Below are 20098 nucleotides of genomic sequence, written 5' to 3' on the forward strand. Positions count from 1 at the left end.
CCGGCGCGGCACCCACCGGTGCCTGACCGGGGGCCCCGGCAGCGTCCCGACTGAGAAAGAGAGAGCAGGCGACAGTCTTGCTGGACGTCAACTTCTTCGACGAGCTGCGCATCGGTCTGGCCACCGCGGACGACATCCGCCAGTGGTCGTTCGGTGAGGTCAAGAAGCCGGAGACGATCAACTACCGCACCCTCAAGCCGGAGAAGGACGGGCTCTTCTGCGAGAAGATCTTCGGTCCGACCCGGGACTGGGAGTGCTACTGCGGGAAGTACAAGCGGGTCCGGTTCAAGGGCATCATCTGTGAGCGCTGTGGCGTCGAGGTAACTCGCGCCAAGGTGCGTCGTGAGCGGATGGGCCACATCGAGCTCGCCGCCCCGGTCACCCACATCTGGTACTTCAAGGGTGTGCCGAGCCGCCTCGGCTACCTGCTGGACCTGGCGCCGAAGGACCTGGAAAAGGTCATCTACTTCGCCGCCTACATGATCACCAAGGTCGACGCCGACGGCCGGCACCGCGACCTGCCGACTCTCGAGGCCCGCATCGGCGTCGAGAAGCAGCAGCTCGAGGACAAGAAGAACGCCGACGTCGAGACCCGCCAGCGCAAGCTGGAGGAGGACCTCGCGCAGCTGGAGGCCGAAGGGGCCAAGGGCGACGCGCGCCGCAAGGTCCGCGAGTCGGCCGAGCGCGAGATGCGCCAGATCCGGGACCGTTCGCAGCGCAAGATCGACGACCTTGAGCGGGTCTTCGAGCGCTTCAAGAACATGAAGGTCCAGGACCTGGAGCCGGACGAGCTGCTCTACCGCGAGCTGCGCGACCGGTTCGGCCAGTACTTCGAGGGCGGCATGGGCGCCGAGGCGCTGCAGCGCCGGCTCGCCGAGTTCGACCTGGCCTCCGAGGCGGAGTCGCTGCGCGAGACCATCCGCAGCGGCAAGGGGCAGAAGAAGGCCCGTGCGCTCAAGCGGCTCAAGGTCGTGTCGGCGTTCCTCAACACCCGCAACTCCCCGATGGGGATGGTGCTGGACTGCGTCCCGGTCATCCCGCCGGACCTGCGTCCGATGGTGCAGCTCGACGGTGGCCGGTTCGCGACGTCCGACCTGAATGACCTGTACCGCCGGGTCATCAACCGGAACAACCGGCTGAAGCGGCTGCTCGACCTCGGCGCGCCCGAGATCATCGTCAACAACGAGAAGCGGATGCTGCAGGAGGCCGTCGACGCGCTGTTCGACAACGGCCGCCGCGGCCGGCCCGTCACCGGGCCCGGCAACCGTCCGCTCAAGTCGCTGTCCGACATGCTCAAGGGCAAGCAGGGCCGGTTCCGCCAGAACCTGCTCGGCAAGCGAGTCGACTACTCCGGCCGTTCGGTCATCGTCGTCGGCCCGCAGCTGAAGCTGCACCAGTGCGGCCTGCCCAAGCAGATGGCGCTGGAGCTGTTCAAGCCGTTCGTGATGAAGCGGCTGGTCGACCTCAACCACGCGCAGAACATCAAGTCGGCGAAGCGCATGGTCGAGCGGGCCCGCCCCGTCGTGTGGGACGTGCTCGAAGAGGTCATCACCGAGCACCCTGTGCTGCTCAACCGGGCGCCGACCCTGCACCGGCTCGGCATCCAGGCGTTCGAGCCGCAGCTGGTCGAGGGCAAGGCGATCCAGATCCACCCGCTGGTCTGCACCGCCTTCAACGCCGACTTCGACGGTGACCAGATGGCGGTGCACCTGCCGCTGTCCGCCGAGGCGCAGGCCGAGGCGCGGATCCTGATGCTGTCGAGCAACAACATCCTGTCGCCGGCGTCGGGACGTCCGCTGGCCATGCCCAGCCTCGACATGGTCACCGGGGTGTTCCACCTGTCCCGGATGGCTGACGGCGCGCTCGGCGAGGGCCGGTACTTCTCCGGCGTGGCCGAGGCGCAGATGGCCTTCGACGCGCGTGAGATCCAGCTGCAGGCCCGCATCCAGGTGCGGCTGCGGGAGAGCACGCCGCCGACCGACTGGGTGCCGCCGGCGGACTGGCTGCCGGGTGACCCGTTCACCCTGGAGACCACGTTCGGGCGCTGCCTGCTCAACGAGGCGCTGCCGGAGGGCTACCCCTTCATCAACGCCCAGCTGAACAAGAAGGCGCAGGCCGCGATCGTCAACGACCTGGCCGAGCGGTACCCGAAGATCCAGGTGGCGGCGACGCTGGACGCCCTCAAGAGCGCCGGCTTCTACTGGGCCACCCGGTCCGGTGTGACGGTCGCGATCGAGGACGTCATCGCCCCGCCGAACAAGGGCGAGATCCTCGACGAGTACGAGCAGCGGGCCGACCGGGTGCAGAAGCAGTTCGACCGCGGTTTCCTCTCCGACGAGGAGCGCCGCAGCGAGCTGGTCCAGATCTGGACCGAGGCGACGAACAAGATCGCCGAGGCCATGGAGGCGAACTTCCCGGAGACCAACCCGGTCTACACGCTGGTCAACTCCGGGGCCGCCGGAAACATGATGCAGATCCGGCAGCTCGCCGGTATGCGTGGTCTGGTCTCCAACCCCAAGGGTGAGATCATCCCGCGGCCGATCAAGGCGAACTTCCGCGAAGGCCTCACCGTGCTCGAGTACTTCATCTCGACGCACGGTGCTCGTAAGGGTCTCGCGGACACCGCCCTGCGGACCGCCGACTCCGGCTACCTGACCCGTCGTCTGGTCGACGTCAGCCAGGACGTCATCGTGCGCGATGACGACTGTGGCACCGAGCGTGGCATCCTCACCCGGATCGCGCGCAAGGGCCCGGACGGAACGCTGGTGCGCGACCGTTACGCGGAGACCTCCGCGTACGCCCGCACGCTGGCCTCCGACGCCGTCGACGCCCAGGGCGAGGTCGTCGTCCCGGCCGGGGCCGACGCGGGTGACGTGGTCATCGGCCAGATCATCGAGGCCGGCATCGAGACGGTGCGGGTGCGCTCGGCGCTCACCTGCGAGTCGCGGATGGGCGTCTGCGCGCAGTGCTACGGCCGCTCGCTGGCCACCGGCAAGCTGGTGGACGTCGGTGAGGCCGTCGGTATCGTCGCCGCCCAGTCGATCGGTGAGCCGGGTACGCAGCTGACGATGCGTACCTTCCACTCGGGTGGTGTCGCCGGTGACGACATCACCCAGGGTCTGCCCCGAGTCGTCGAGCTGTTCGAGGCCCGTAGCCCCAAGGGCAAGGCCCCGATCAGTGAGGTGGTCGGCCGGGTCAAGATCGAGGAGACGGAGAAGACCTTCAAGGTCGTCATCGTCCCCGACGACGGCAGCGAGGAGATCGCCTACCCGGTGTCCCGCCGCTCCCGGCTGCGGGTGCGGGAGGGCGAGCGGGTCGATGTCGGCGCCCAGCTCATCGACGGTGCCGTCGACCCGCACGAGGTGCTGCGCATCCTCGGCCCGCGCCAGGTGCAGCTGCACCTGGTCGACCAGGTGCAGGAGGTGTACCGGTCGCAGGGTGTGTCGATCCACGACAAGCACATCGAGATCATCATCCGCCAGATGCTCAAGCGGGTGAACGTGCTGGAGTCGGGGGAGACCGCACTGCTGCCGGGTGAGCTCGTCGAGCGGGCCCGGTTCGAGAGCGAGAACCGCCGGGTGGTGGAGATCGGCGGCCAGCCGGCCTCGGCCCGTCCGGTGCTCATGGGCATCACCAAGGCCTCGCTGGCCACCGAGTCGTGGCTGTCGGCGGCGTCCTTCCAGGAGACCACTCGAGTGCTCACCGATGCGGCGATCAACGCCCGCTCGGACTCGTTGGTCGGCCTCAAGGAGAACGTCATCATCGGAAAGCTCATCCCGGCGGGTACCGGTATCTCCCGGTACCGCAACATCCGGGTGGAGCCGACCGACGAGGCGCGTGCGGCGATGTACTCCGTCAGCGGCTACGACGACGGCGGCTCGGTCGAGTACGGCGCGTTCGGCGCCGGCTCCGGCCAGGCCGTCCCGCTGGACGAGTTCGACTACCGCAGCTCCGGCGACTACCGCTGATCCGCTCCGGGCGGGCTGACCAGCCCGCCCGGCCGGTGTGACGCGGCAAAGGCCCGGCAGGCCCAGATCAGGTGGGCCTGCCGGGCCTTTCGCGTTCCCGGGCGCGTCAAGGGCGTGCGCTCGGGTGGGATCACAGTAGGATCACAGTAGGATTGATCCATGACGGTGGCGGTGTTGGAAATGAGCAGGCTCCAGCCAGGCGTCTCCGGCTCGTCGGCGAAGCGCAAGGTCTCGATCACGCTGGACGCGGACCTCGTCGCCGAGCTGGAGGCCACCGGGGAGAACCTCTCGGCACAGGTCAACCTGGCGCTGCGGGACGAGCTGCACCGGCGGCGGCGTCAGCGGGCCCTGGCGGCCCTCGTCGACCGCCTCGATGCCGAGGCGCCCGAGCGTGATCCGGCCGCGGATGAGCGGGAGACCGAGGGCTACATGCGGGTGCTCGGGGGTCCGTTGGCGTGAGGCTCGTGCTGGACGCGGAGGCGGTCAACGCGCTGCTCCAGCGCGACCACCGCAGCCGTGCTCAGGTCCGGAACTGGCTGCGGGCGGCGGCGCGGCTCGGCCGTGACGTCGTCGTGCCCTCCGCTGTCCTCGCCGAGCTCTACCGAGGCGCGGGCCGCAGCGCCGCTGTGGACGCCCTGCTTGCCCGAGATGCCGAAGCGCTGTGCCTGCGCGACACCGACCGCTCGATGGCCCGGCTCGTCGGCGCGGTGCTGGCCCAGGCGGGGCTCGGTTCCCGGTATCTCGCCGACGCGCACGCGGTGGCCGCCGCGGTCGAGGCCGGTGGTGGTGTGGTCCTCACCGGCGACGCGTCGGATCTCGGCCGGCTGGCCGATCCCTATCCCACCGTCACGGTGGAGAACCTCGGCGGCTCAGCCGGGCGGGAGCGGGCCTGACCCGCTCACCGTCTCGCGTAGCTCGCCGTAGACGCGCACCAGGTCAGGGAGCTGATAGTGGGCGTTGAGGCCGCTGGGGTTCGGCAGCAGCCAGACGCCGGCCGGGCCGAGGCGCTCCGCCTGCCGGCCCACCTTCGCCGACCGCCGGCCGAAGCCGATGCGGTAGGCGGCCAGGCCCAGGAATGCCACCCACTCCGGCTGGACCCGTTCCACCAGCGCGGTGAGGGTTGCCACGCCCGCCCGCACCTCGTCGTCGTCGATCTCGTCGGCACGCGCCGTGGCCCGGTGCACCAGGTTGGTGATGCCGATGCCGCAGGCGCGCAGTTCGTCGGTCTCCGACGGATGCAGCCGCCGGGGGGTGAAGCCGGCCAGGTGCAGGACCGGCCACAGTCGATTGCTCGGCGTCCCGAAATGGAATCCGGTCGCCCCGGACTCCAGCGACGGGTTGATGCCGCACAGCAGCACCCGGGTCTCGGGGCCGACGAGGTCGGGGACGGTCCTGCCGTAGGCGGCGAGCACCTCCGCACGGCTGGGCCGGTCCGGTAGCTCCCGCTGGCGGGTTGCCGAGCCTTCCGTGTTGCCTGTGCCTTCCGTGCCGCCTGCGCCGCCTGTGCGGGCCGTGCCGGGCACGGGAGAGGCGGTCTGTGGCTCGGGGGCGGCGGGGGATGGCGGAGAGCTGCGCACGAGGCCATCCTTCACCTCGGCGCCTCCCAGCCATCCGACGGGCCGGCTGCTGCCAGACAGGAGTTGAGGATTGCGGTGTTCTGACGACCAACATCCTCAACGTCTTTTCCAGAAGCAACATCGGTCGCAGCGGCGGAACGTGCTGCGGGGGAGGCTGCCGGTGGCTCGGCGTGGGGCGGAAACGGCTCGCGGGGGCGGAGACGGGGAGAGCTCCGCACGGTGTCATCCTCCTCTACAGGGCTCATCCCCATCTGGACTTTCAGTCCTGCCCGAGCTGGCCCGGTCTCAGGCGTCCGCGCCGGAGGGCTCTGACGGCGAGGCCGAGGCCGCTCCGGCGCGTCACGGCGAACTGGAACGGATGGACTGGACTGCAACGGAGTGGAACGAGTCACGGCTGACCGGGCGGCTCGGGCGACCAGCGGCGTCTCGGACGAGCAGGGGTGGGTCGGGCGAGCCGGACCGCCCCGGCGAGTCGTGACGGGTGACGGGGGTCGAGGCCCGTCGACAGCGGCAAGGACGAGCGTCGGCGACGGCAGGGATGAGCCGTGGCGGTCGCAAACATTCCAACAACACTCGCGGGCAACACGGCAGAAAAACACCGGTAGCGCACCGATGATCGGACCTGTCGGTGTGGGCCTTACGGTGGACGGAGAAGCCGCAGGCCAGGGCGTCGGTTGCCCGAACCCGGGTGTCGTGGTCGTCGGCTGATACCCCGTTCGACACTTGACGTGGGCGTGGAGTAATGTTGGTGCCTGTGGCTGGAGCCCACGTGGCTCTGGCGTGTGTCCTGCGCCCTGTCGTGGCGCCGTGGCGCCGAGAACCAGCCGCTAGGTTCCTGCTGGACTGAGGTCCGCGTGAACCGGGCGGCCAGGTGATCAGGCAGCCGTCGGTGACTGTCAGGTTCGGGCCGACTGGCAGTCGGGTGGGCGCGCTCCTTCTGGGACAGTTCGGATTATCCGAATCGTTCGGAAGGCGCGACACGCCCGACCGCGTGGGTCGGCAGAGGGGCACACCGGCGCTCACACTCCGTGCCAGACGGCCAGGAGCGGCACCGTTACACAGCAGGCAGACAGGCCGGCCATCCGGGATGGCTGCCGACGAGTACGACGAGGCACGAAGGAACGGGAGCGGCGTTGCCCACGATCCAGCAGTTGGTCCGCAAGGGCCGGCAGGACAAGGTCGAGAAGACCAAGACCCCGGCACTCAAGGGGAGCCCGCAGCGTCGTGGCGTGTGCACCCGCGTCTACACGACCACGCCCAAGAAGCCGAACTCGGCGCTGCGCAAGGTCGCTCGAGTCCGGCTGAACAGCGGGATCGAGGTCACCGCCTACATCCCCGGGGTTGGTCACAACCTGCAGGAGCACTCGATCGTCCTGGTGCGCGGTGGCCGAGTGAAGGACCTTCCGGGCGTTCGCTACAAGATTGTCCGTGGCGCTCTCGACACGCAGGGCGTCCGTAACCGGAAGCAGGCTCGCAGCCGCTACGGCGCGAAGAAGGAGAAGGGCTGATGCCGCGCAAGGGGCCCGCGCCCAAGCACGCCGTCGTTGTCGACCCGGTCTACGGCTCGCCGCTGGTGACCGCTCTGGTCAACAAGGTGCTGCTGAGCGGCAAGAAGTCGGTGGCGGAGCGCATCGTCTACGGCGCGCTCGAGGGCGCCAAGAACAAGACCGGCAACGACCCGGTCGTCACGCTCAAGCGCGCGTTGGACAACGTCAAGCCCACCCTTGAGGTGCGCAGCCGCCGGGTCGGTGGCGCCACCTACCAGGTGCCGGTCGAGGTTCGCGCGGGCCGCAGCACCACGCTGGCTCTGCGCTGGATCGTCGGGTACGCCCGTGGCCGTCGTGAGAAGACGATGACCGAGCGTCTGATGAACGAACTGATCGACGCGAGCAACGGCCTCGGCGCAAGCGTGAAGCGCCGGGAGGACACCCACAAGATGGCGGAGTCCAACAAGGCCTTCGCCCACTACCGCTGGTAAGCCATCATGTCTGCTGACGTACGTGCCGCGCTGGCCGCGACCCGCAACATCGGGATCATGGCCCACATCGACGCGGGCAAGACCACGACCACCGAGCGGATCCTCTACTACACCGGTGTGAACTACAAGATCGGTGAAGTCCACGAGGGTGGCGCCACGATGGACTGGATGGAGCAGGAGCAGGAGCGGGGGATCACCATCACCTCCGCCGCCACCACCTGCTCGTGGCGCGATCACACCATCAACATCATTGACACTCCGGGCCACGTCGACTTCACCGTCGAGGTGGAGCGGTCGCTGCGGGTCCTCGACGGGGCGGTCGCCGTGTTCGACGCCGTTGCCGGCGTCGAGCCGCAGAGCGAGACGGTGTGGAAGCAGGCCGACCGCTACGACGTCCCGCGGATCGCGTTCGTCAACAAGATGGACCGGGTCGGCGCCGAGTTCCACCGCTGCGTCGACATGATGATCGACCGGCTGGACGCGACGCCCGCCGTCATCCAGCTGCCCTGGGGTGTCGAGGCCGACTTCCGCGGCGTGATCGACCTGATCCGCATGAAGGGCCTGCTCTGGCACACCGAGGACAAGGGTGCCTCGTACGAGACGGTCGACATCCCCGAAGACCACGCCGAAGCCGCGCAGGAATGGCGGGAGAAGCTGGTCGAGACCGTCTCCGAGAACGACGACGAGCTCATGGAGCTCTACCTCGAGGGTGTCGAGCCCACCGAGGAGCAGCTCATGGCGGCGCTGCGGCGGGCGACCGTCAGCAGCAAGATCAACCCCGTGCTCTGCGGTTCCGCGTTCAAGAACAAGGGCGTCCAGCCCATGCTCGACGCGGTCATCGACTTCCTGCCCTCGCCGACCGACATCGGCTCGGTCACCGGCCACTCGGTCAGTAACGAGGACACCGAGGTCGTCCGCAAGGCCGACGAGGACGAGCCGTTCTCCGCTCTCGCCTTCAAGATCATGTCGGACCCGTACGTCGGCAAGCTGACCTACATCCGGGTGTACTCCGGCAAGATCAGTGGTGGTTCCGCGGTCCTGAACTCGACCAAGGACCGCAAGGAGCGGATCGGCCGCATCCTCCAGATGCACGCCAACCACCGGGAGGACCGCGAGGGCGCGGGCGCCGGCCAGATCGTCGCCGTGGTGGGCCTGAAGAACACCACCACCGGTGACACGCTGTGCGACCCGAACTCGCCGGTCATCCTCGAGTCGATGATCTTCCCTGCCCCGGTCATCGACGTCGCCATCGAGCCGAAGACCAAGGCCGACCAGCAGAAGCTGGGCACCGCGATCCAGCGTCTCGCCGAAGAGGACCCGACCTTCCAGGTCCGCACCGACGAGGAGACCGGCCAGACGGTCATCGCCGGGATGGGCGAGCTGCACCTCGACGTCCTGGTCGACCGGATGCGCCGCGAGTTCGGTGTCGAGGCCAACGTCGGCAAGCCGCAGGTGGCCTACCGGGAGACCATCCGCCGCAAGGTGGAGAAGGTCGACTACACCCACAAGAAGCAGACGGGTGGCTCCGGTCAGTACGCCCGCGTGATCATCGACCTCGAGCCTTCCGGCGGCGACGGCGGCGGTTACGAGTTCTCGAACAAGGTCACCGGCGGTCGCATCCCCAAGGAGTTCATCCCCTCGGTGGACGCCGGCTGCCAGGAGGCCATGGAGTTCGGCGTCCTGGCCGGCTACCCGCTGGTGGACGTCAAGGTCACCCTGCGGGACGGTCAGTTCCACGAGGTGGACTCCTCGGAGCTCGCCTTCAAGATCGCCGGCTCGATGGCCTTCAAGGACGCGGCGCGCAAGGCTGACCCGGTCATCCTCGAGCCGCTGATGTCGGTCGAGGTCACGACACCCGAGGACCACATGGGTGACGTGATCGGCGACCTGAACTCACGCCGTGGGCAGATCCAGGCGATGGACGAGCGGGGCGGTTCCCGCATCGTCAAGGCCCTGGTCCCGCTCTCGGAGATGTTCGGGTACGTCGGCGACCTGCGTTCGAAGACCTCCGGTCGGGCGAGTTACTCGATGCAGTTCGACTCCTATGCCGAGGTTCCCGCGAACGTCGCCAAGGAGATCATCGCGAAGGCAAGGGGCGAGTAACAACGCTCCGGGGGCCGGGCTGCCGGCACCACTGACGACTACACCAGCACGACACCACCCGTCCTTGGAGGGACACCAGTGGCGAAGCAGAAGTTCGAGCGGACCAAGCCGCACGTCAACATCGGCACCATCGGTCACATCGACCATGGCAAGACGACGCTGACGGCAGCCATCACCAAGGTTCTGCACGACGCGCACCCGGACCTCAACCCCTTCACGCCGTTCGACCAGATCGACAAGGCGCCGGAGGAGAAGGCCCGCGGTATCACGATCTCGATCGCGCACGTCGAGTACCAGACCGACGCGCGGCACTACGCGCACGTCGACTGCCCCGGCCACGCCGACTACATCAAGAACATGATCACCGGTGCCGCGCAGATGGACGGCGCGATCCTGGTGGTCTCGGCGACCGACGGCCCGATGCCGCAGACGAAGGAGCACGTGCTCCTCGCCCGCCAGGTCGGCGTGCCGTACATCGTCGTCGCGCTGAACAAGGCCGACATGGTCGACGACGAGGAGATCCTCGAGCTCGTCGAGCTCGAGGTCCGGGAGCTCCTGAACACCTACGAGTTCCCCGGCGACGACGTGCCGGTCATCCGCGTCTCCGCGCTCAAGGCGCTGGAGGGCGACAAGGAGTGGGGCGCGAAGCTCCTCGAGCTCATGGCGGCGGTGGACGAGTCCATCCCCGAGCCCGAGCGTGATATCGACCGGCCGTTCCTCATGCCGATCGAGGACGTCTTCACGATCACCGGTCGTGGCACTGTCGTCACCGGCCGTATCGAGCGTGGAATCGTCAAGGTCAACGAGACCGTCGAGATCGTCGGTATCAAGGACGCGACCACGACGACGACCGTGACCGGCGTCGAGATGTTCCGCAAGCTGCTCGACGAGGGCCAGGCCGGTGACAACGTCGGTCTGCTCCTGCGTGGCATCAAGCGCGAGGACGTCGAGCGCGGCCAGGTCATCGTCAAGCCGAAGTCGATCACCCCGCACACGGTGTTCGAGGCGCGCGTCTACATCCTCAACAAGGACGAGGGTGGCCGGCACACGCCGTTCTTCAAGAACTACCGGCCGCAGTTCTACTTCCGCACCACCGACGTGACCGGCGTCGTGACCCTCCCCGAGGGCACCGAGATGGTCATGCCGGGCGACAACACCGAGATGACGGTCGAGCTCATCCAGCCGATCGCCATGGAGGAAGGTCTGCGCTTCGCCATCCGCGAGGGTGGCCGGACCGTCGGTGCGGGCCAGGTTCTGAAGGTCATCAAGTAGTAGCGGCGGGCGGCGGGTGCCCCACGGGGCCCCGCCGCCCGCTCTTGCTGCCCGGCGGCACGCCGGGGCGACTCCGATCGCCTCGGTCCAGTGCGAGACCGGGCTCGGAAGTTGCCTGCGGGCCGCGCTGCGGAACCGATAGGCGTCAGACAAGGCGGTACACCCGGCACGAATCCGGCCCGGCCGGGCAGGCCGTCGATCCCGACGGCAGCCCGCGCCGCGCAGCGCCGGACAGGTCGACGGGGACCCGGTAGTGATACCGGCCGGACGAGACAGACAGGACAGGCGAAGCCCACCATGGCGGCACAGAAGATCCGCATCCGGCTCAAGGCCTATGACCACGAGGTCATCGACAGCTCGGCGCGGAAGATCGTCGAGACCGTGACGCGTACCGGTGCGCAGGTCGCGGGTCCGGTGCCGCTGCCGACGGAGAAGAACGTCTACTGCGTCATCCGGTCGCCGCACAAGTACAAGGACAGCCGCGAGCACTTCGAGATGCGGACGCACAAGCGGCTGATCGACATCCTTGACCCGACGCCGAAGACGGTCGACTCGCTGATGCGCCTCGACCTGCCCGCCGGCGTGGACATCGAGATCAAGCTGTAAGAGGGGCCGGCGCCAGTCATGCTCAACCGCAATTACAGAGGGCTCCTGGGCACCAAGCTCGGGATGACCCAGGTATGGGACGCGAACAACCGCGTCGTGCCGGTCACCGTCATTCAGGCCGGCCCCAACGTCGTGACTCAGGTCAAGACGCTCGACAACGACGGCTACTCCGCCGTCCAGCTCGGCTTCGGCGAGATCGACCCGCGTCGGATCAACAAGCCGCTGCGAGGCCACTTCGAGACCTCCGGGGTCACCCCCCGGCGGCACCTGGTGGAGCTCCGCACGGCGGATGCCGGCAACTACCGGGCCGGCCAGGAGCTGACCGGTGAGCTGTTCGACGCCGGTCAGGTCGTCGACGTCACAGGCACCTCCAAGGGCAAGGGCTTCGCCGGTGTCATGAAGCGGCACGGCTTCAAGGGCCTGGGCGCCGGTCACGGCGTCGAGCGCAAGCACCGCTCCCCGGGATCGGTCGGTGGCTGTGCCACCCCGGGCCGGGTCTTCAAGGGCCTGCGGATGGCCGGTCGGATGGGGCACGCCCGGGTCACCGTGGCCGGGCTGACCATCCACGCCGTGGACACCGAGCGTGGTTTTCTGCTGATCAAGGGTGCGGTCCCCGGCCCCGACGGCGGTCTGGTCTTCGTGCGCAGCGCGGCCAAGCGGCCCGCGCCGGAGCCGCTCGCTCCGGTGGCCGAAGGTGCGACCGCTGGCACCGCTGAGGAGGCCTCGGCATGAGCGCGACGGCAACAGTGACTGAGGAAGCCTCCGTCGAGGTGGATGCGCCGGTTGACCGCACGGTCCCGGTGCACGCGCCGGCGGGTGGCGACGCGGGCAGCGTCGAGCTGCCGGGTGCCGTCTTCGACGTGCCGCTCAACGTGCCGCTCATCCACCAGGTCGTGGTGGCGCAGCTCGCCGCGGCGCGGCAGGGCACGCACTCCACCAAGACCCGCGGCGAGGTTCGCGGTGGTGGCCGCAAGCCGTACCGCCAGAAGGGCACCGGTCGGGCACGGCAGGGTTCGCTGCGTGCGCCGCAGTTCACCGGTGGTGGAGTCGTCCACGGCCCGACGCCGCGCAGCTACGAGCAGCGCACGCCCAAGAAGATGAAGGCCGCCGCTCTGCGCGGCGCCCTGTCCGACCGGGCCCGCAACGACCGGGTGCACGTGGTCTCCGCACTGGTCGCCGGCGACGCGCCGTCGACCAAGGCCGCCTTCAAGGCGCTGACCAGTCTGGTCGACGCCCGCCGGGTGCTGGTCGTCGCGCAGCGTTCGGACGAGCTGACATGGCTCAGCCTGCGCAACGTCGAGGCCGTGCACCTGCTCGACCCGGGCCAGCTCAACACGTACGACGTGCTGGTGAGCGACGACGTGGTGTTCACCGAGGGCGCGCTCGCCGCGTTTCTCGCGCGTGGCTCCCGTCCGGCGGCTGACAACGGCAGCCTGGCCGGCGGCCCGGCTGGCGAGCAGGAGGACAAGTGATCCCCGACCCGCGTGACATCATTCTTCGCCCGGTCGTCTCCGAAAAGAGCTACGGCCTGCTCGACGAGAACGTCTACACGTTCATCGTCCGCCCCGACGCCAACAAGACGCAGATCAAGCTCGCCGTGCAGAAGATCTTCAACGTGCGGGTCACCAGCGTCAACACGATCAACCGGCAGGGCAAGCGCAAGCGGACGAAGTCCGGCTGGGGACACCGCCCGGCCACCAAGCGTGCGCTCGTGAGCCTCGCGCCCGGTGACACCATCGAGATCTTCGGAGGCCCCGGTGCCTGACACCCGCGTGGGGCTCACCCGGGTGCCGCACAGCCCGGCGTCGGATCGGAAGTAGAGCATGGGTATTCGTAGGTACAAGCCGACGACGCCGGGGCGTCGTGGGTCGAGCGTCGCCGACTTCGTCGAGATCACCCGTGATCACCCCGAGAAGTCCCTCGTCCGGCCGCTGCACTCCAAGGGCGGTCGTAACGTCCACGGGCGGATCACCACCCGGCACCAGGGCGGTGGCCACAAGCGCGCCTACCGGCTCATCGACTTCCGTCGGGACAAGGACGGCGTGCCGGCCAAGGTCGCGCACATCGAGTACGACCCGAACCGCACCGCGCGCATCGCGCTGCTGCACTACCTGGACGGCGAGAAGCGCTACATCCTCGCCCCGGTGAAGCTGCGCCAGGGCGACATGGTGAGCTCGGGCGTCGGCGCCGACATCAAGCCGGGCAACGCCCTGCCGCTGCGCAACATCCCGACCGGCACCGTGGTGCACGCGATCGAGCTGCGCCCCGGCGGCGGCGCCAAGATCGCCCGCAGCGCCGGCGCCAGTGTGCAGCTCGTCGCCAAGGACGGCCCGTACGCCCAGCTCCGGATGCCCTCCGGTGAGATCCGCAACGTCGACGTGCGCTGCCGCGCGACCGTCGGCGAGGTCGGCAACGCCGAGCAGAGCAACATCAACTGGGGTAAGGCCGGCCGTATGCGCTGGAAGGGCCGTCGGCCCACCGTGCGTGGTGTCGCCATGAACCCGGTCGACCACCCGCACGGTGGTGGTGAGGGCAAGACCTCCGGTGGCCGCCACCCGGTCAACCCGAAGGGCCGTCCCGAGGGTCGGACCCGGCGGACCAAGAAGTCCAGCGACGCGATGATCGTGCGTCGCCGCAAGCAGAACAGGCGGCGGTAACCATGAGCATGCTGACCGCCTCGATCCACCCCCACCACTGAGCAGGAAGGAGGAGACACAGCCATGCCACGCAGTCTTAAGAAGGGCCCGTTCGTCGACGACCACCTGCTCAAGAAGGTGGACGCCCAGAACGAGAAGGGCACCAAGCACGTCATCAGGACCTGGTCGCGACGCTCGACCGTGATCCCCGACATGCTGGGCCACACCATCGCCGTGCACGACGGCCGCAAGCACGTCCCGGTGTTCATCACCGAGGGCATGGTCGGGCACAAGCTTGGCGAGTTCGCGCCGACGCGCACGTTCCGCGGGCACGTCAAGGAGGACCGGAGGTCACGTCGTGGCTGACGACCTCGTCGAGGGCCTGACCCGCGCCGGCCTGCCCGGAGCCAAGGCGACCGCCCGGTACGTCCACACCTCCCCGACCAAGGCGCGCCGGGTCGTCGACCTGGTTCGCGGCCGGGCGGCCGGCGAGGCGCTCGACATCCTGCGGTTTGCCCCGCAGGCGGCGAGCACCGACGTCTACAAGGTCGTCGCGAGCGCGGTGGCGAACGCCGAGAACAACCACTCCCTGGACCCGGCGACGCTGTGGATCAGCGCCGCCTACGTCGACGAGGGGCCGACGCTCAAGCGCATCCGGCCCCGCGCGCAGGGCCGTGCGTACCGGATCCGTAAGCGCACCAGCCACATCACGGTCGTGGTGGAGAGCCGGGAACCGGTCGCGACGGGCGCCGGCGCCAGGACGACAAGGAGGGCCCGGTAGTGGGGCAGAAGGTAAACCCGCACGGGTTCCGACTTGGCATCACGTCGGAGTTCACCTCCCGCTGGTACGCCGACAAGCAGTACAAGGCGTACGTCGGTGAGGACGTCAAGATCCGCAAGATGATGTCCCGCGGTATGGAGCGGGCCGGCATCAGCCGCGTCGACATCGAGCGCACCCAGGGCCGGCTGCGGGTGGACATCCACACCGCCCGTCCGGGCATCGTGATCGGTCGTCGCGGCGCCGAGGCCGACCGCATCCGCGGTGACCTGGAGAAGCTCACCGGCAAGCAGGTGCAGCTCAACATTCTCGAGGTCAAGAACCCCGAGACCGACGCGCAGCTTGTCGCCCAGGGTGTCGCCGAGCAGCTGTCCAGCCGGGTCAGCTTCCGGCGTGCGATGCGCAAGGCGATGCAGTCGGCGATGAAGGGCGGCGCGAAGGGCATCCGGGTCCAGTGCTCGGGCCGCCTGGGCGGCGCCGAGATGAGCCGGTCGGAGTTCTACCGCGAGGGCCGGGTGCCGCTGCACACGCTGCGTGCGGACATCGACTACGGCTTCTACGAGGCCCGGACGAACTTCGGCCGCATCGGCGTGAAGGTCTGGATCTACAAGGGCGACGTCGTCCAGAGCCGCGCGGAGCGGGAGGCCCAGGAGGCGCTGCTTCGTCAGCAGCGTCGGGACCGTCCGCGCCGCGGCCCGCGCTCGGGTTCGTCGGGTACCACGCAGGGCGGTACGGACGCCGGCCGGGCGGCTGCCCGCGCGGGTGAGCGCCGCGGTCGTGGCGGCGGAGCCGGTGGCGCAGCGGCGGAGAAGGCGTCGGGCGAGAAGGCCTCGGGCGAGAAGGCTACGGCCGAGAAGACCGTGGCCGAGAGCACGCCGGCCAGCCCGGCGGCGCCCGAGGCGGTCGCGCCCGAGGTGACGTCGGCCCCGGTGGTCGCCGAGGCCCAGGGCGCGCCGGAGAAGGCGGAGGGTTAGGAAACATGCTCATTCCCCGGAAGGTCGCGCACCGCAAGCAGCACCACCCCAAGCGGACGGGCGCGGCCAAGGGCGGCACGAGGATCGCCTTCGGCGAGTACGCGATCCAGGCCTTGGAGCCGGCCTACGTGACGAACCGGCAGATCGAGTCGGCGCGTATCGCGATGACCCGGCACATCCGGCGTGGTGGAAAGGTCTGGATCAACATCTACCCGGACCGTCCGCTGACCAAGAAGCCGGCCGAGACCCGGATGGGTTCCGGTAAGGGCTCGCCGGAGTGGTGGGTCGCCAACGTCAAGCCCGGACGCATCATGTTCGAGCTGTCCGGTGTCGCGGAGCCCGTCGCCCGTGAGGCGATGCGCCGCGCCATCCACAAGCTGCCGATGAAGTGCCGTTTCGTGACCCGTGAGGGTGGTGCCTGATGGCCGTCACGACAGCGGACGATCTGCGCGCCCTGTCCGCCGGCGAGCTGGTGGACAAGTTGCGGGAGGCCAAGGAGGAGCTGTTCAACCTCCGGTTCCAGGCCGCGACTGGTCAGCTGCGCAATAACCGGCGGCTGCGCGACATCCGTCAGGACATCGCGCGGATCTACACGGTTATGCGCGAGCGTGAGCTCGGGCTGAGCGATGACCCGGCCGTCGCGTTGGACGACGCCGGCACGGATCGGGCGTGAGCGCAGTGAGCGGAGAAGAAGTGAGCACGGAAAGCAGCACCACCGCTGCCGCCACCGACGAGGCCACCGCGCGGGGTTTCCGCAAGGTGCGTGAGGGTCTGGTGATCAGCGACAAGATGGAGAAGACGGTTGTCGTCGCGGTCGAGGACCGGGTCCAGCACCCGCTCTACGGCAAGACGATCCGTCGTACGAAGAGGGTCAAGGCGCACGACGAGGCCGGCACCGTCGGTGTCGGCGACCGCGTTCTGCTGATGGAGACGCGGCCCCTGTCGGCCACCAAGCGCTGGCGGGTCGTCGAGGTCCTCGAGAAGGCCAAGTAGGTCCGAGGCGGCCTGGTGATTGTGGTGGCGTGGGTCGTTGTCGGTTCGCGCCACCACTGCCCGGCGGCGATCGGCCCGGCAGTGATCCGGATTCTCTCGCCGGATCCGGACCCGAGGATGCCGTGACCACGGGGACGGCCGGCCGGGTGCCGGCGCGAGGCGGTGCCGCACTACGGGCGGCCCTCATCGCCTCGTACGAGGGATTGCAACGGCGGCAACGGGTGATCAGGAGCGGAAAGTGATTCAGCAGGAGTCGCGACTTCGGGTCGCCGACAACACCGGAGCCAGGGAGATTCTGTGCATCCGGGTTCTCGGCGGCTCTGGGCGTCGTTACGCGGGGATCGGCGACATCATCGTCGGAACGGTGAAGGACGCCCTGCCCGGCGCCGGCGTGAAGCGCGGCGACGTGGTCAAGGCGGTCGTGGTGCGCACCACCAAGGAGCGGCGGCGGCCGGACGGCTCCTACATCCGGTTCGACGAGAACGCGGCGGTCCTCATCCGAGACGGGGGAGACCCCCGCGGTACCCGCATTTTCGGCCCGGTCGGCCGTGAGCTGCGGGACAAGCGTTTCATGAAGATTATTTCGCTGGCGCCGGAGGTGCTCTAGACCGTGGCCGGTTTGAAGATCAAGAAGGGCGACACGGTCCAGATCATCACTGGCAAGGACCGGGGCCTCAAGGGCAAGGTCATCCGGGCTCTCCCCGACCAGAACAAGGTCGTCGTCGAGGGCGCGAACCGGATCACGAAGCACACCCGGGTCCAGCAGAGCGCACGTGGCTCGCAGTCCGGGGGAATCGTCACCCAGGAAGCGCCGATCCACGTGAGCAACGTGATGATCGTCGATCCGTCGGATGGCAAGCCGACCCGTGTCGGTTACCGCATCAACGAGGACGGCACCAAGGTCCGGATCTCGCGCCGCACCGGTGCCGAGCTCTAGGCCCCCGGCGCAAGGCTAGGAAACGAGACATGAGTGTGACCACGGAAGCCCGGCCGGTCCCTCGGCTGAAGCAGCGGTACCGCGAGGAGATCTCCCCGGCTCTGCGGGAGCAGTTCTCCTACGGCAACGTCATGCAGATCCCAGGCGTGGTGAAGGTCGTCGTCAACATGGGTGTCGGCGACGCCGCCCGGGACGCGAAGCTGATCGACGGAGCCACCCGGGATCTCGCCGCCATCACCGGCCAGAAGCCGGCGATCCGTCGGGCCAAGAAGTCGATCGCCCAGTTCAAGCTGCGCGAGGGCCAGCCCATCGGGGCGAAGGTGACCCTGCGCGGTGACCGGATGTGGGAGTTCCTCGACCGCCTGGTCTCGATCGCGCTGCCCCGCATTCGCGACTTCCGCGGGCTGTCGCCCAAGCAGTTCGACGGCGCGGGCAACTACACGTTCGGTGTGACCGAGCAGTCGATCTTCCACGAGATCGACATCGACAAGATCGACCGGGTCCGCGGTATGGACATCACGGTCGTGACCACCGCGACCAACGACGACGAGGGCCGGGCGCTGCTGCGCGCGCTGGGCTTCCCGTTCCGGGAGAGCTGAGAGATGGCGAAGAAGGCGCTGGTCGAGAAGGCCGCCCGCAAGCCCAAGTACGCCGTGCGCGGCTACACCCGCTGCCAGCGGTGTGGCCGCCCGCGCTCGGTCTACCGGGTGTTCGGGCTGTGCCGGGTGTGCCTGCGGCAGATGGCCCACCGGGGCGAGCTGCCGGGCGTCACCAAGAGCTCCTGGTAGTAGACGGAGCTCAGGGCAGTTGGAAGGAGCTCCCGGGGGGTTACCCGGGGCTCCTGGTAGTACCCACACGATCGCGGTAGGCCCGACCGGCTCCGGTGCGAGCACCGGGAACCGCCGTGAGAAAGGCGTCAAGCCATGACGATGACTGATCCGATCGCGGACATGCTCACCCGTGTCCGCAACGCCAACCGGGCTTATCACGACCGGGTGGTGATGCCGCACAGCAAGATCAAGACTCACATCGCCGAGATCCTCCAGCAGGAGGGTTACATCACCGGCTGGCACGTCGAGGACGCACCGCCGGGCGCGGTCGGCAGGACTCTGATCGTCGACCTCAAGTACGGCCCGAACCGGGAGCGTTCCATCGCGGGCGTGAAGCGGATCAGCAAGCCGGGTCTGCGCGTCTACGCGAAGTCGACGAATCTGCCGAAGGTCCTTGGCGGCCTGGGTGTTGCAATCATCTCTACCTCGTCGGGGCTGCTGACCGACAGGCAGGCCGGCAAGCGGGGCGTGGGCGGGGAAGTCCTCGCCTACGTCTGGTAAGGAAGGCGAACGATGTCACGGATCGGGCGCCAGCCCATCAGTGTTCCCAGCGGCGTCGAGGTGACTCTCGATGGCCCGACGGTGACGGTGAAGGGCCCCAAGGGGACCCTGAGCCACACTGTCGTCGAGCCGATCGAGGTCGCCCGCGAGGACGGTCAGATCGTCGTCAGCCGGCCCAACGACGAGCGGCGTAGCCGCGCTCTGCACGGCCTCACCCGGACGCTCGTCTCCAACATGGTCGTCGGGGTCACCACCGGTTACTCCAAGACGCTGGAGATCGTCGGTGTCGGTTACCGAGTCCAGGCCAAGGGCTCGGATCTGGAGTTTGCTCTCGGCTACAGCCACCCGGTTCCGGTGAAGGCGCCCGAGGGCATCCGGTTCGAGGTGCAGGCCCCGACCCGCTTCGTCGTGCACGGCATCGACAAGCAGCTGGTCGGCGAGGTCTCCGCCAAGATTCGCGGGCTGCGCAAGCCGGACCCCTACAAGGGCAAGGGCGTGCGCTACCAGGGCGAGGTCGTTCGCCGCAAGGTCGGGAAGACCGGGAAGTAGGTAGACAGACATGGCAGTGAGCCTCAGCGCCAGCGCGCGTCGGCGGACGGCCAAGCTCCGCCGCCACGTTCGTGTGCGCAAGAAGGTGTCGGGCACCCCGGTCCGCCCGCGTCTCGTCGTCACCCGGTCCTCGCGGCACATCTACGCCCAGGTCATCGACGACGTCGCCGGGCACACGTTGGCCTCGGCCTCCACGCTGGAGGACGGTCTGCGCGCCTCCGAGGGGGACAAGAGCGCCAAGGCCCGCGAAGTCGGCCGCCTCGTCGCGGAGCGTGCCCGCGCCGCCGGGATCGAGGCCGTGGTGTTCGACCGCGGTGGTCGCACCTACCACGGCCGGATCGCCGCGTTGGCGGACGCGGCCCGCGAAGGCGGGCTGAACTTCTGATGACCACAGCT

General features: G+C 68.7%; 26 protein-coding genes. 25 read left to right on the forward strand and 1 reads right to left on the reverse strand.

Features of this window, described 5'->3' with window-relative positions:
• Nucleotides 1-77: 77 nt before the first annotated feature.
• The 3 genes from AWX74_RS04000 to AWX74_RS04010 all read left to right on the forward strand — a co-directional run bounded on the left by AWX74_RS04000 (nucleotide 78) and on the right by AWX74_RS04010 (nucleotide 4861).
• Nucleotides 78-3968: a DNA-directed RNA polymerase subunit beta' gene (locus AWX74_RS04000; protein ID WP_091271646.1), complete on the forward strand. Its 3891-nt coding sequence runs from the start codon at nucleotides 78-80 to the stop codon at nucleotides 3966-3968.
• Nucleotides 3969-4127: 159 nt separating this feature from the next.
• Nucleotides 4128-4427, forward strand: coding sequence for a type II toxin-antitoxin system CcdA family antitoxin (locus AWX74_RS04005; RefSeq protein ID WP_091271648.1), 300 nt, complete (start codon nucleotides 4128-4130; stop codon nucleotides 4425-4427).
• Nucleotides 4424-4861: a PIN domain-containing protein gene (locus AWX74_RS04010; protein WP_091271651.1), complete on the forward strand. Its 438-nt coding sequence runs from the start codon at nucleotides 4424-4426 to the stop codon at nucleotides 4859-4861. The genes AWX74_RS04005 and AWX74_RS04010 overlap by 4 nt, the downstream gene beginning before the upstream one ends.
• Here the strand turns inward: AWX74_RS04010 and mug are convergent.
• Nucleotides 4838-5545 (reverse strand): G/U mismatch-specific DNA glycosylase, encoded by a 708-nt coding sequence (gene mug / locus AWX74_RS04015; RefSeq protein ID WP_091271653.1) that lies wholly within the window; start codon nucleotides 5543-5545, stop codon nucleotides 4838-4840. The genes AWX74_RS04010 and mug overlap by 24 nt on opposite strands.
• 1133 nt (nucleotides 5546-6678) lie before the next feature.
• Here mug and rpsL point away from each other — a divergent pair.
• The 22 genes from rpsL to rplR all read left to right on the forward strand — a co-directional run bounded on the left by rpsL (nucleotide 6679) and on the right by rplR (nucleotide 20087).
• The gene (gene rpsL, locus AWX74_RS04020) at nucleotides 6679-7053 is read left to right on the forward strand and encodes a 30S ribosomal protein S12 (protein ID WP_009740532.1); all 375 of its coding nucleotides are present in this window, start codon (nucleotides 6679-6681) and stop codon (nucleotides 7051-7053) included.
• Nucleotides 7053-7523, forward strand: coding sequence for a 30S ribosomal protein S7 (gene rpsG, locus AWX74_RS04025; RefSeq protein WP_006539128.1), 471 nt, complete (start codon nucleotides 7053-7055; stop codon nucleotides 7521-7523). Before rpsL ends, rpsG begins: the two co-directional genes overlap by 1 nt.
• Nucleotides 7524-7529: 6 nt before the next feature.
• On the forward strand, nucleotides 7530-9626 hold the full coding sequence (gene fusA / locus AWX74_RS04030; RefSeq protein WP_091271656.1) for an elongation factor G: 2097 nt from the start codon (nucleotides 7530-7532) through the stop codon (nucleotides 9624-9626).
• Between the two features lie 78 nt (nucleotides 9627-9704).
• The gene (tuf, locus tag AWX74_RS04035) at nucleotides 9705-10898 is read left to right on the forward strand and encodes an elongation factor Tu (RefSeq protein WP_054570428.1); all 1194 of its coding nucleotides are present in this window, start codon (nucleotides 9705-9707) and stop codon (nucleotides 10896-10898) included.
• A 297-nt stretch (nucleotides 10899-11195) separates the two neighbouring features.
• Nucleotides 11196-11504 (forward strand): 30S ribosomal protein S10, encoded by a 309-nt coding sequence (gene rpsJ, locus AWX74_RS04040; protein WP_006539131.1) that lies wholly within the window; start codon nucleotides 11196-11198, stop codon nucleotides 11502-11504.
• An 18-nt stretch (nucleotides 11505-11522) separates the two neighbouring features.
• A complete protein-coding gene (rplC, locus tag AWX74_RS04045) occupies nucleotides 11523-12236 on the forward strand; it encodes a 50S ribosomal protein L3 (protein WP_054570429.1) in 714 nt (237 codons plus the stop codon).
• Nucleotides 12233-12976, forward strand: a complete 744-nt coding sequence (gene rplD, locus AWX74_RS04050; protein WP_091271659.1) for a 50S ribosomal protein L4 — start codon at nucleotides 12233-12235, stop codon at nucleotides 12974-12976. The genes rplC and rplD overlap by 4 nt, the downstream gene beginning before the upstream one ends.
• Nucleotides 12973-13269 (forward strand): 50S ribosomal protein L23, encoded by a 297-nt coding sequence (gene rplW, locus AWX74_RS04055; RefSeq protein ID WP_006539134.1) that lies wholly within the window; start codon nucleotides 12973-12975, stop codon nucleotides 13267-13269. Before rplD ends, rplW begins: the two co-directional genes overlap by 4 nt.
• A 58-nt stretch (nucleotides 13270-13327) precedes the next feature.
• Complete coding sequence (gene rplB / locus AWX74_RS04060) at nucleotides 13328-14161, forward strand: 50S ribosomal protein L2 (protein WP_006539135.1); 834 nt, start codon at nucleotides 13328-13330, stop codon at nucleotides 14159-14161.
• Nucleotides 14162-14224: 63 nt separating this feature from the next.
• The gene (gene rpsS, locus AWX74_RS04065) at nucleotides 14225-14506 is read left to right on the forward strand and encodes a 30S ribosomal protein S19 (RefSeq protein WP_006539136.1); all 282 of its coding nucleotides are present in this window, start codon (nucleotides 14225-14227) and stop codon (nucleotides 14504-14506) included.
• Nucleotides 14499-14921, forward strand: coding sequence for a 50S ribosomal protein L22 (rplV, locus tag AWX74_RS04070; RefSeq protein ID WP_054570431.1), 423 nt, complete (start codon nucleotides 14499-14501; stop codon nucleotides 14919-14921). The genes rpsS and rplV overlap by 8 nt, the downstream gene beginning before the upstream one ends.
• Entirely contained in the window at nucleotides 14921-15892 is a 972-nt protein-coding gene (gene rpsC, locus AWX74_RS04075; protein ID WP_091271665.1) for a 30S ribosomal protein S3, read from the forward strand. Before rplV ends, rpsC begins: the two co-directional genes overlap by 1 nt.
• A gap of 5 nt (nucleotides 15893-15897) precedes the next feature.
• Nucleotides 15898-16314, forward strand: a complete 417-nt coding sequence (gene rplP / locus AWX74_RS04080; RefSeq protein WP_006539139.1) for a 50S ribosomal protein L16 — start codon at nucleotides 15898-15900, stop codon at nucleotides 16312-16314.
• Nucleotides 16314-16565, forward strand: a complete 252-nt coding sequence (gene rpmC, locus AWX74_RS04085) for a 50S ribosomal protein L29 (protein ID WP_054570434.1) — start codon at nucleotides 16314-16316, stop codon at nucleotides 16563-16565. Before rplP ends, rpmC begins: the two co-directional genes overlap by 1 nt.
• The gene (rpsQ, locus tag AWX74_RS04090; protein WP_091271667.1) at nucleotides 16562-16885 is read left to right on the forward strand and encodes a 30S ribosomal protein S17; all 324 of its coding nucleotides are present in this window, start codon (nucleotides 16562-16564) and stop codon (nucleotides 16883-16885) included. The genes rpmC and rpsQ overlap by 4 nt, the downstream gene beginning before the upstream one ends.
• Before the next feature lie 238 nt (nucleotides 16886-17123).
• Entirely contained in the window at nucleotides 17124-17492 is a 369-nt protein-coding gene (rplN, locus tag AWX74_RS04095) for a 50S ribosomal protein L14 (protein WP_006539142.1), read from the forward strand.
• Between the two features lie 3 nt (nucleotides 17493-17495).
• On the forward strand, nucleotides 17496-17822 hold the full coding sequence (gene rplX, locus AWX74_RS04100) for a 50S ribosomal protein L24 (protein ID WP_006539143.1): 327 nt from the start codon (nucleotides 17496-17498) through the stop codon (nucleotides 17820-17822).
• Nucleotides 17823-17851: 29 nt separating this feature from the next.
• A complete protein-coding gene (rplE, locus tag AWX74_RS04105; protein ID WP_006539144.1) occupies nucleotides 17852-18421 on the forward strand; it encodes a 50S ribosomal protein L5 in 570 nt (189 codons plus the stop codon).
• 3 nt (nucleotides 18422-18424) lie between these two features.
• Nucleotides 18425-18610, forward strand: a complete 186-nt coding sequence (locus tag AWX74_RS04110; RefSeq protein ID WP_006539145.1) for a type Z 30S ribosomal protein S14 — start codon at nucleotides 18425-18427, stop codon at nucleotides 18608-18610.
• Nucleotides 18611-18745: 135 nt separating this feature from the next.
• Entirely contained in the window at nucleotides 18746-19153 is a 408-nt protein-coding gene (gene rpsH, locus AWX74_RS04115; protein WP_054570437.1) for a 30S ribosomal protein S8, read from the forward strand.
• A gap of 12 nt (nucleotides 19154-19165) precedes the next feature.
• Nucleotides 19166-19702, forward strand: a complete 537-nt coding sequence (gene rplF, locus AWX74_RS04120; RefSeq protein ID WP_054570438.1) for a 50S ribosomal protein L6 — start codon at nucleotides 19166-19168, stop codon at nucleotides 19700-19702.
• 10 nt (nucleotides 19703-19712) lie between these two features.
• On the forward strand, nucleotides 19713-20087 hold the full coding sequence (gene rplR / locus AWX74_RS04125; protein WP_054570439.1) for a 50S ribosomal protein L18: 375 nt from the start codon (nucleotides 19713-19715) through the stop codon (nucleotides 20085-20087).
• Nucleotides 20088-20098: the final 11 nt, after the last annotated feature.

It is taken from the genome of Parafrankia irregularis, from assembly GCF_001536285.1.
Lineage (GTDB): Bacteria > Actinomycetota > Actinomycetes > Frankiales > Frankiaceae > Parafrankia > Parafrankia irregularis.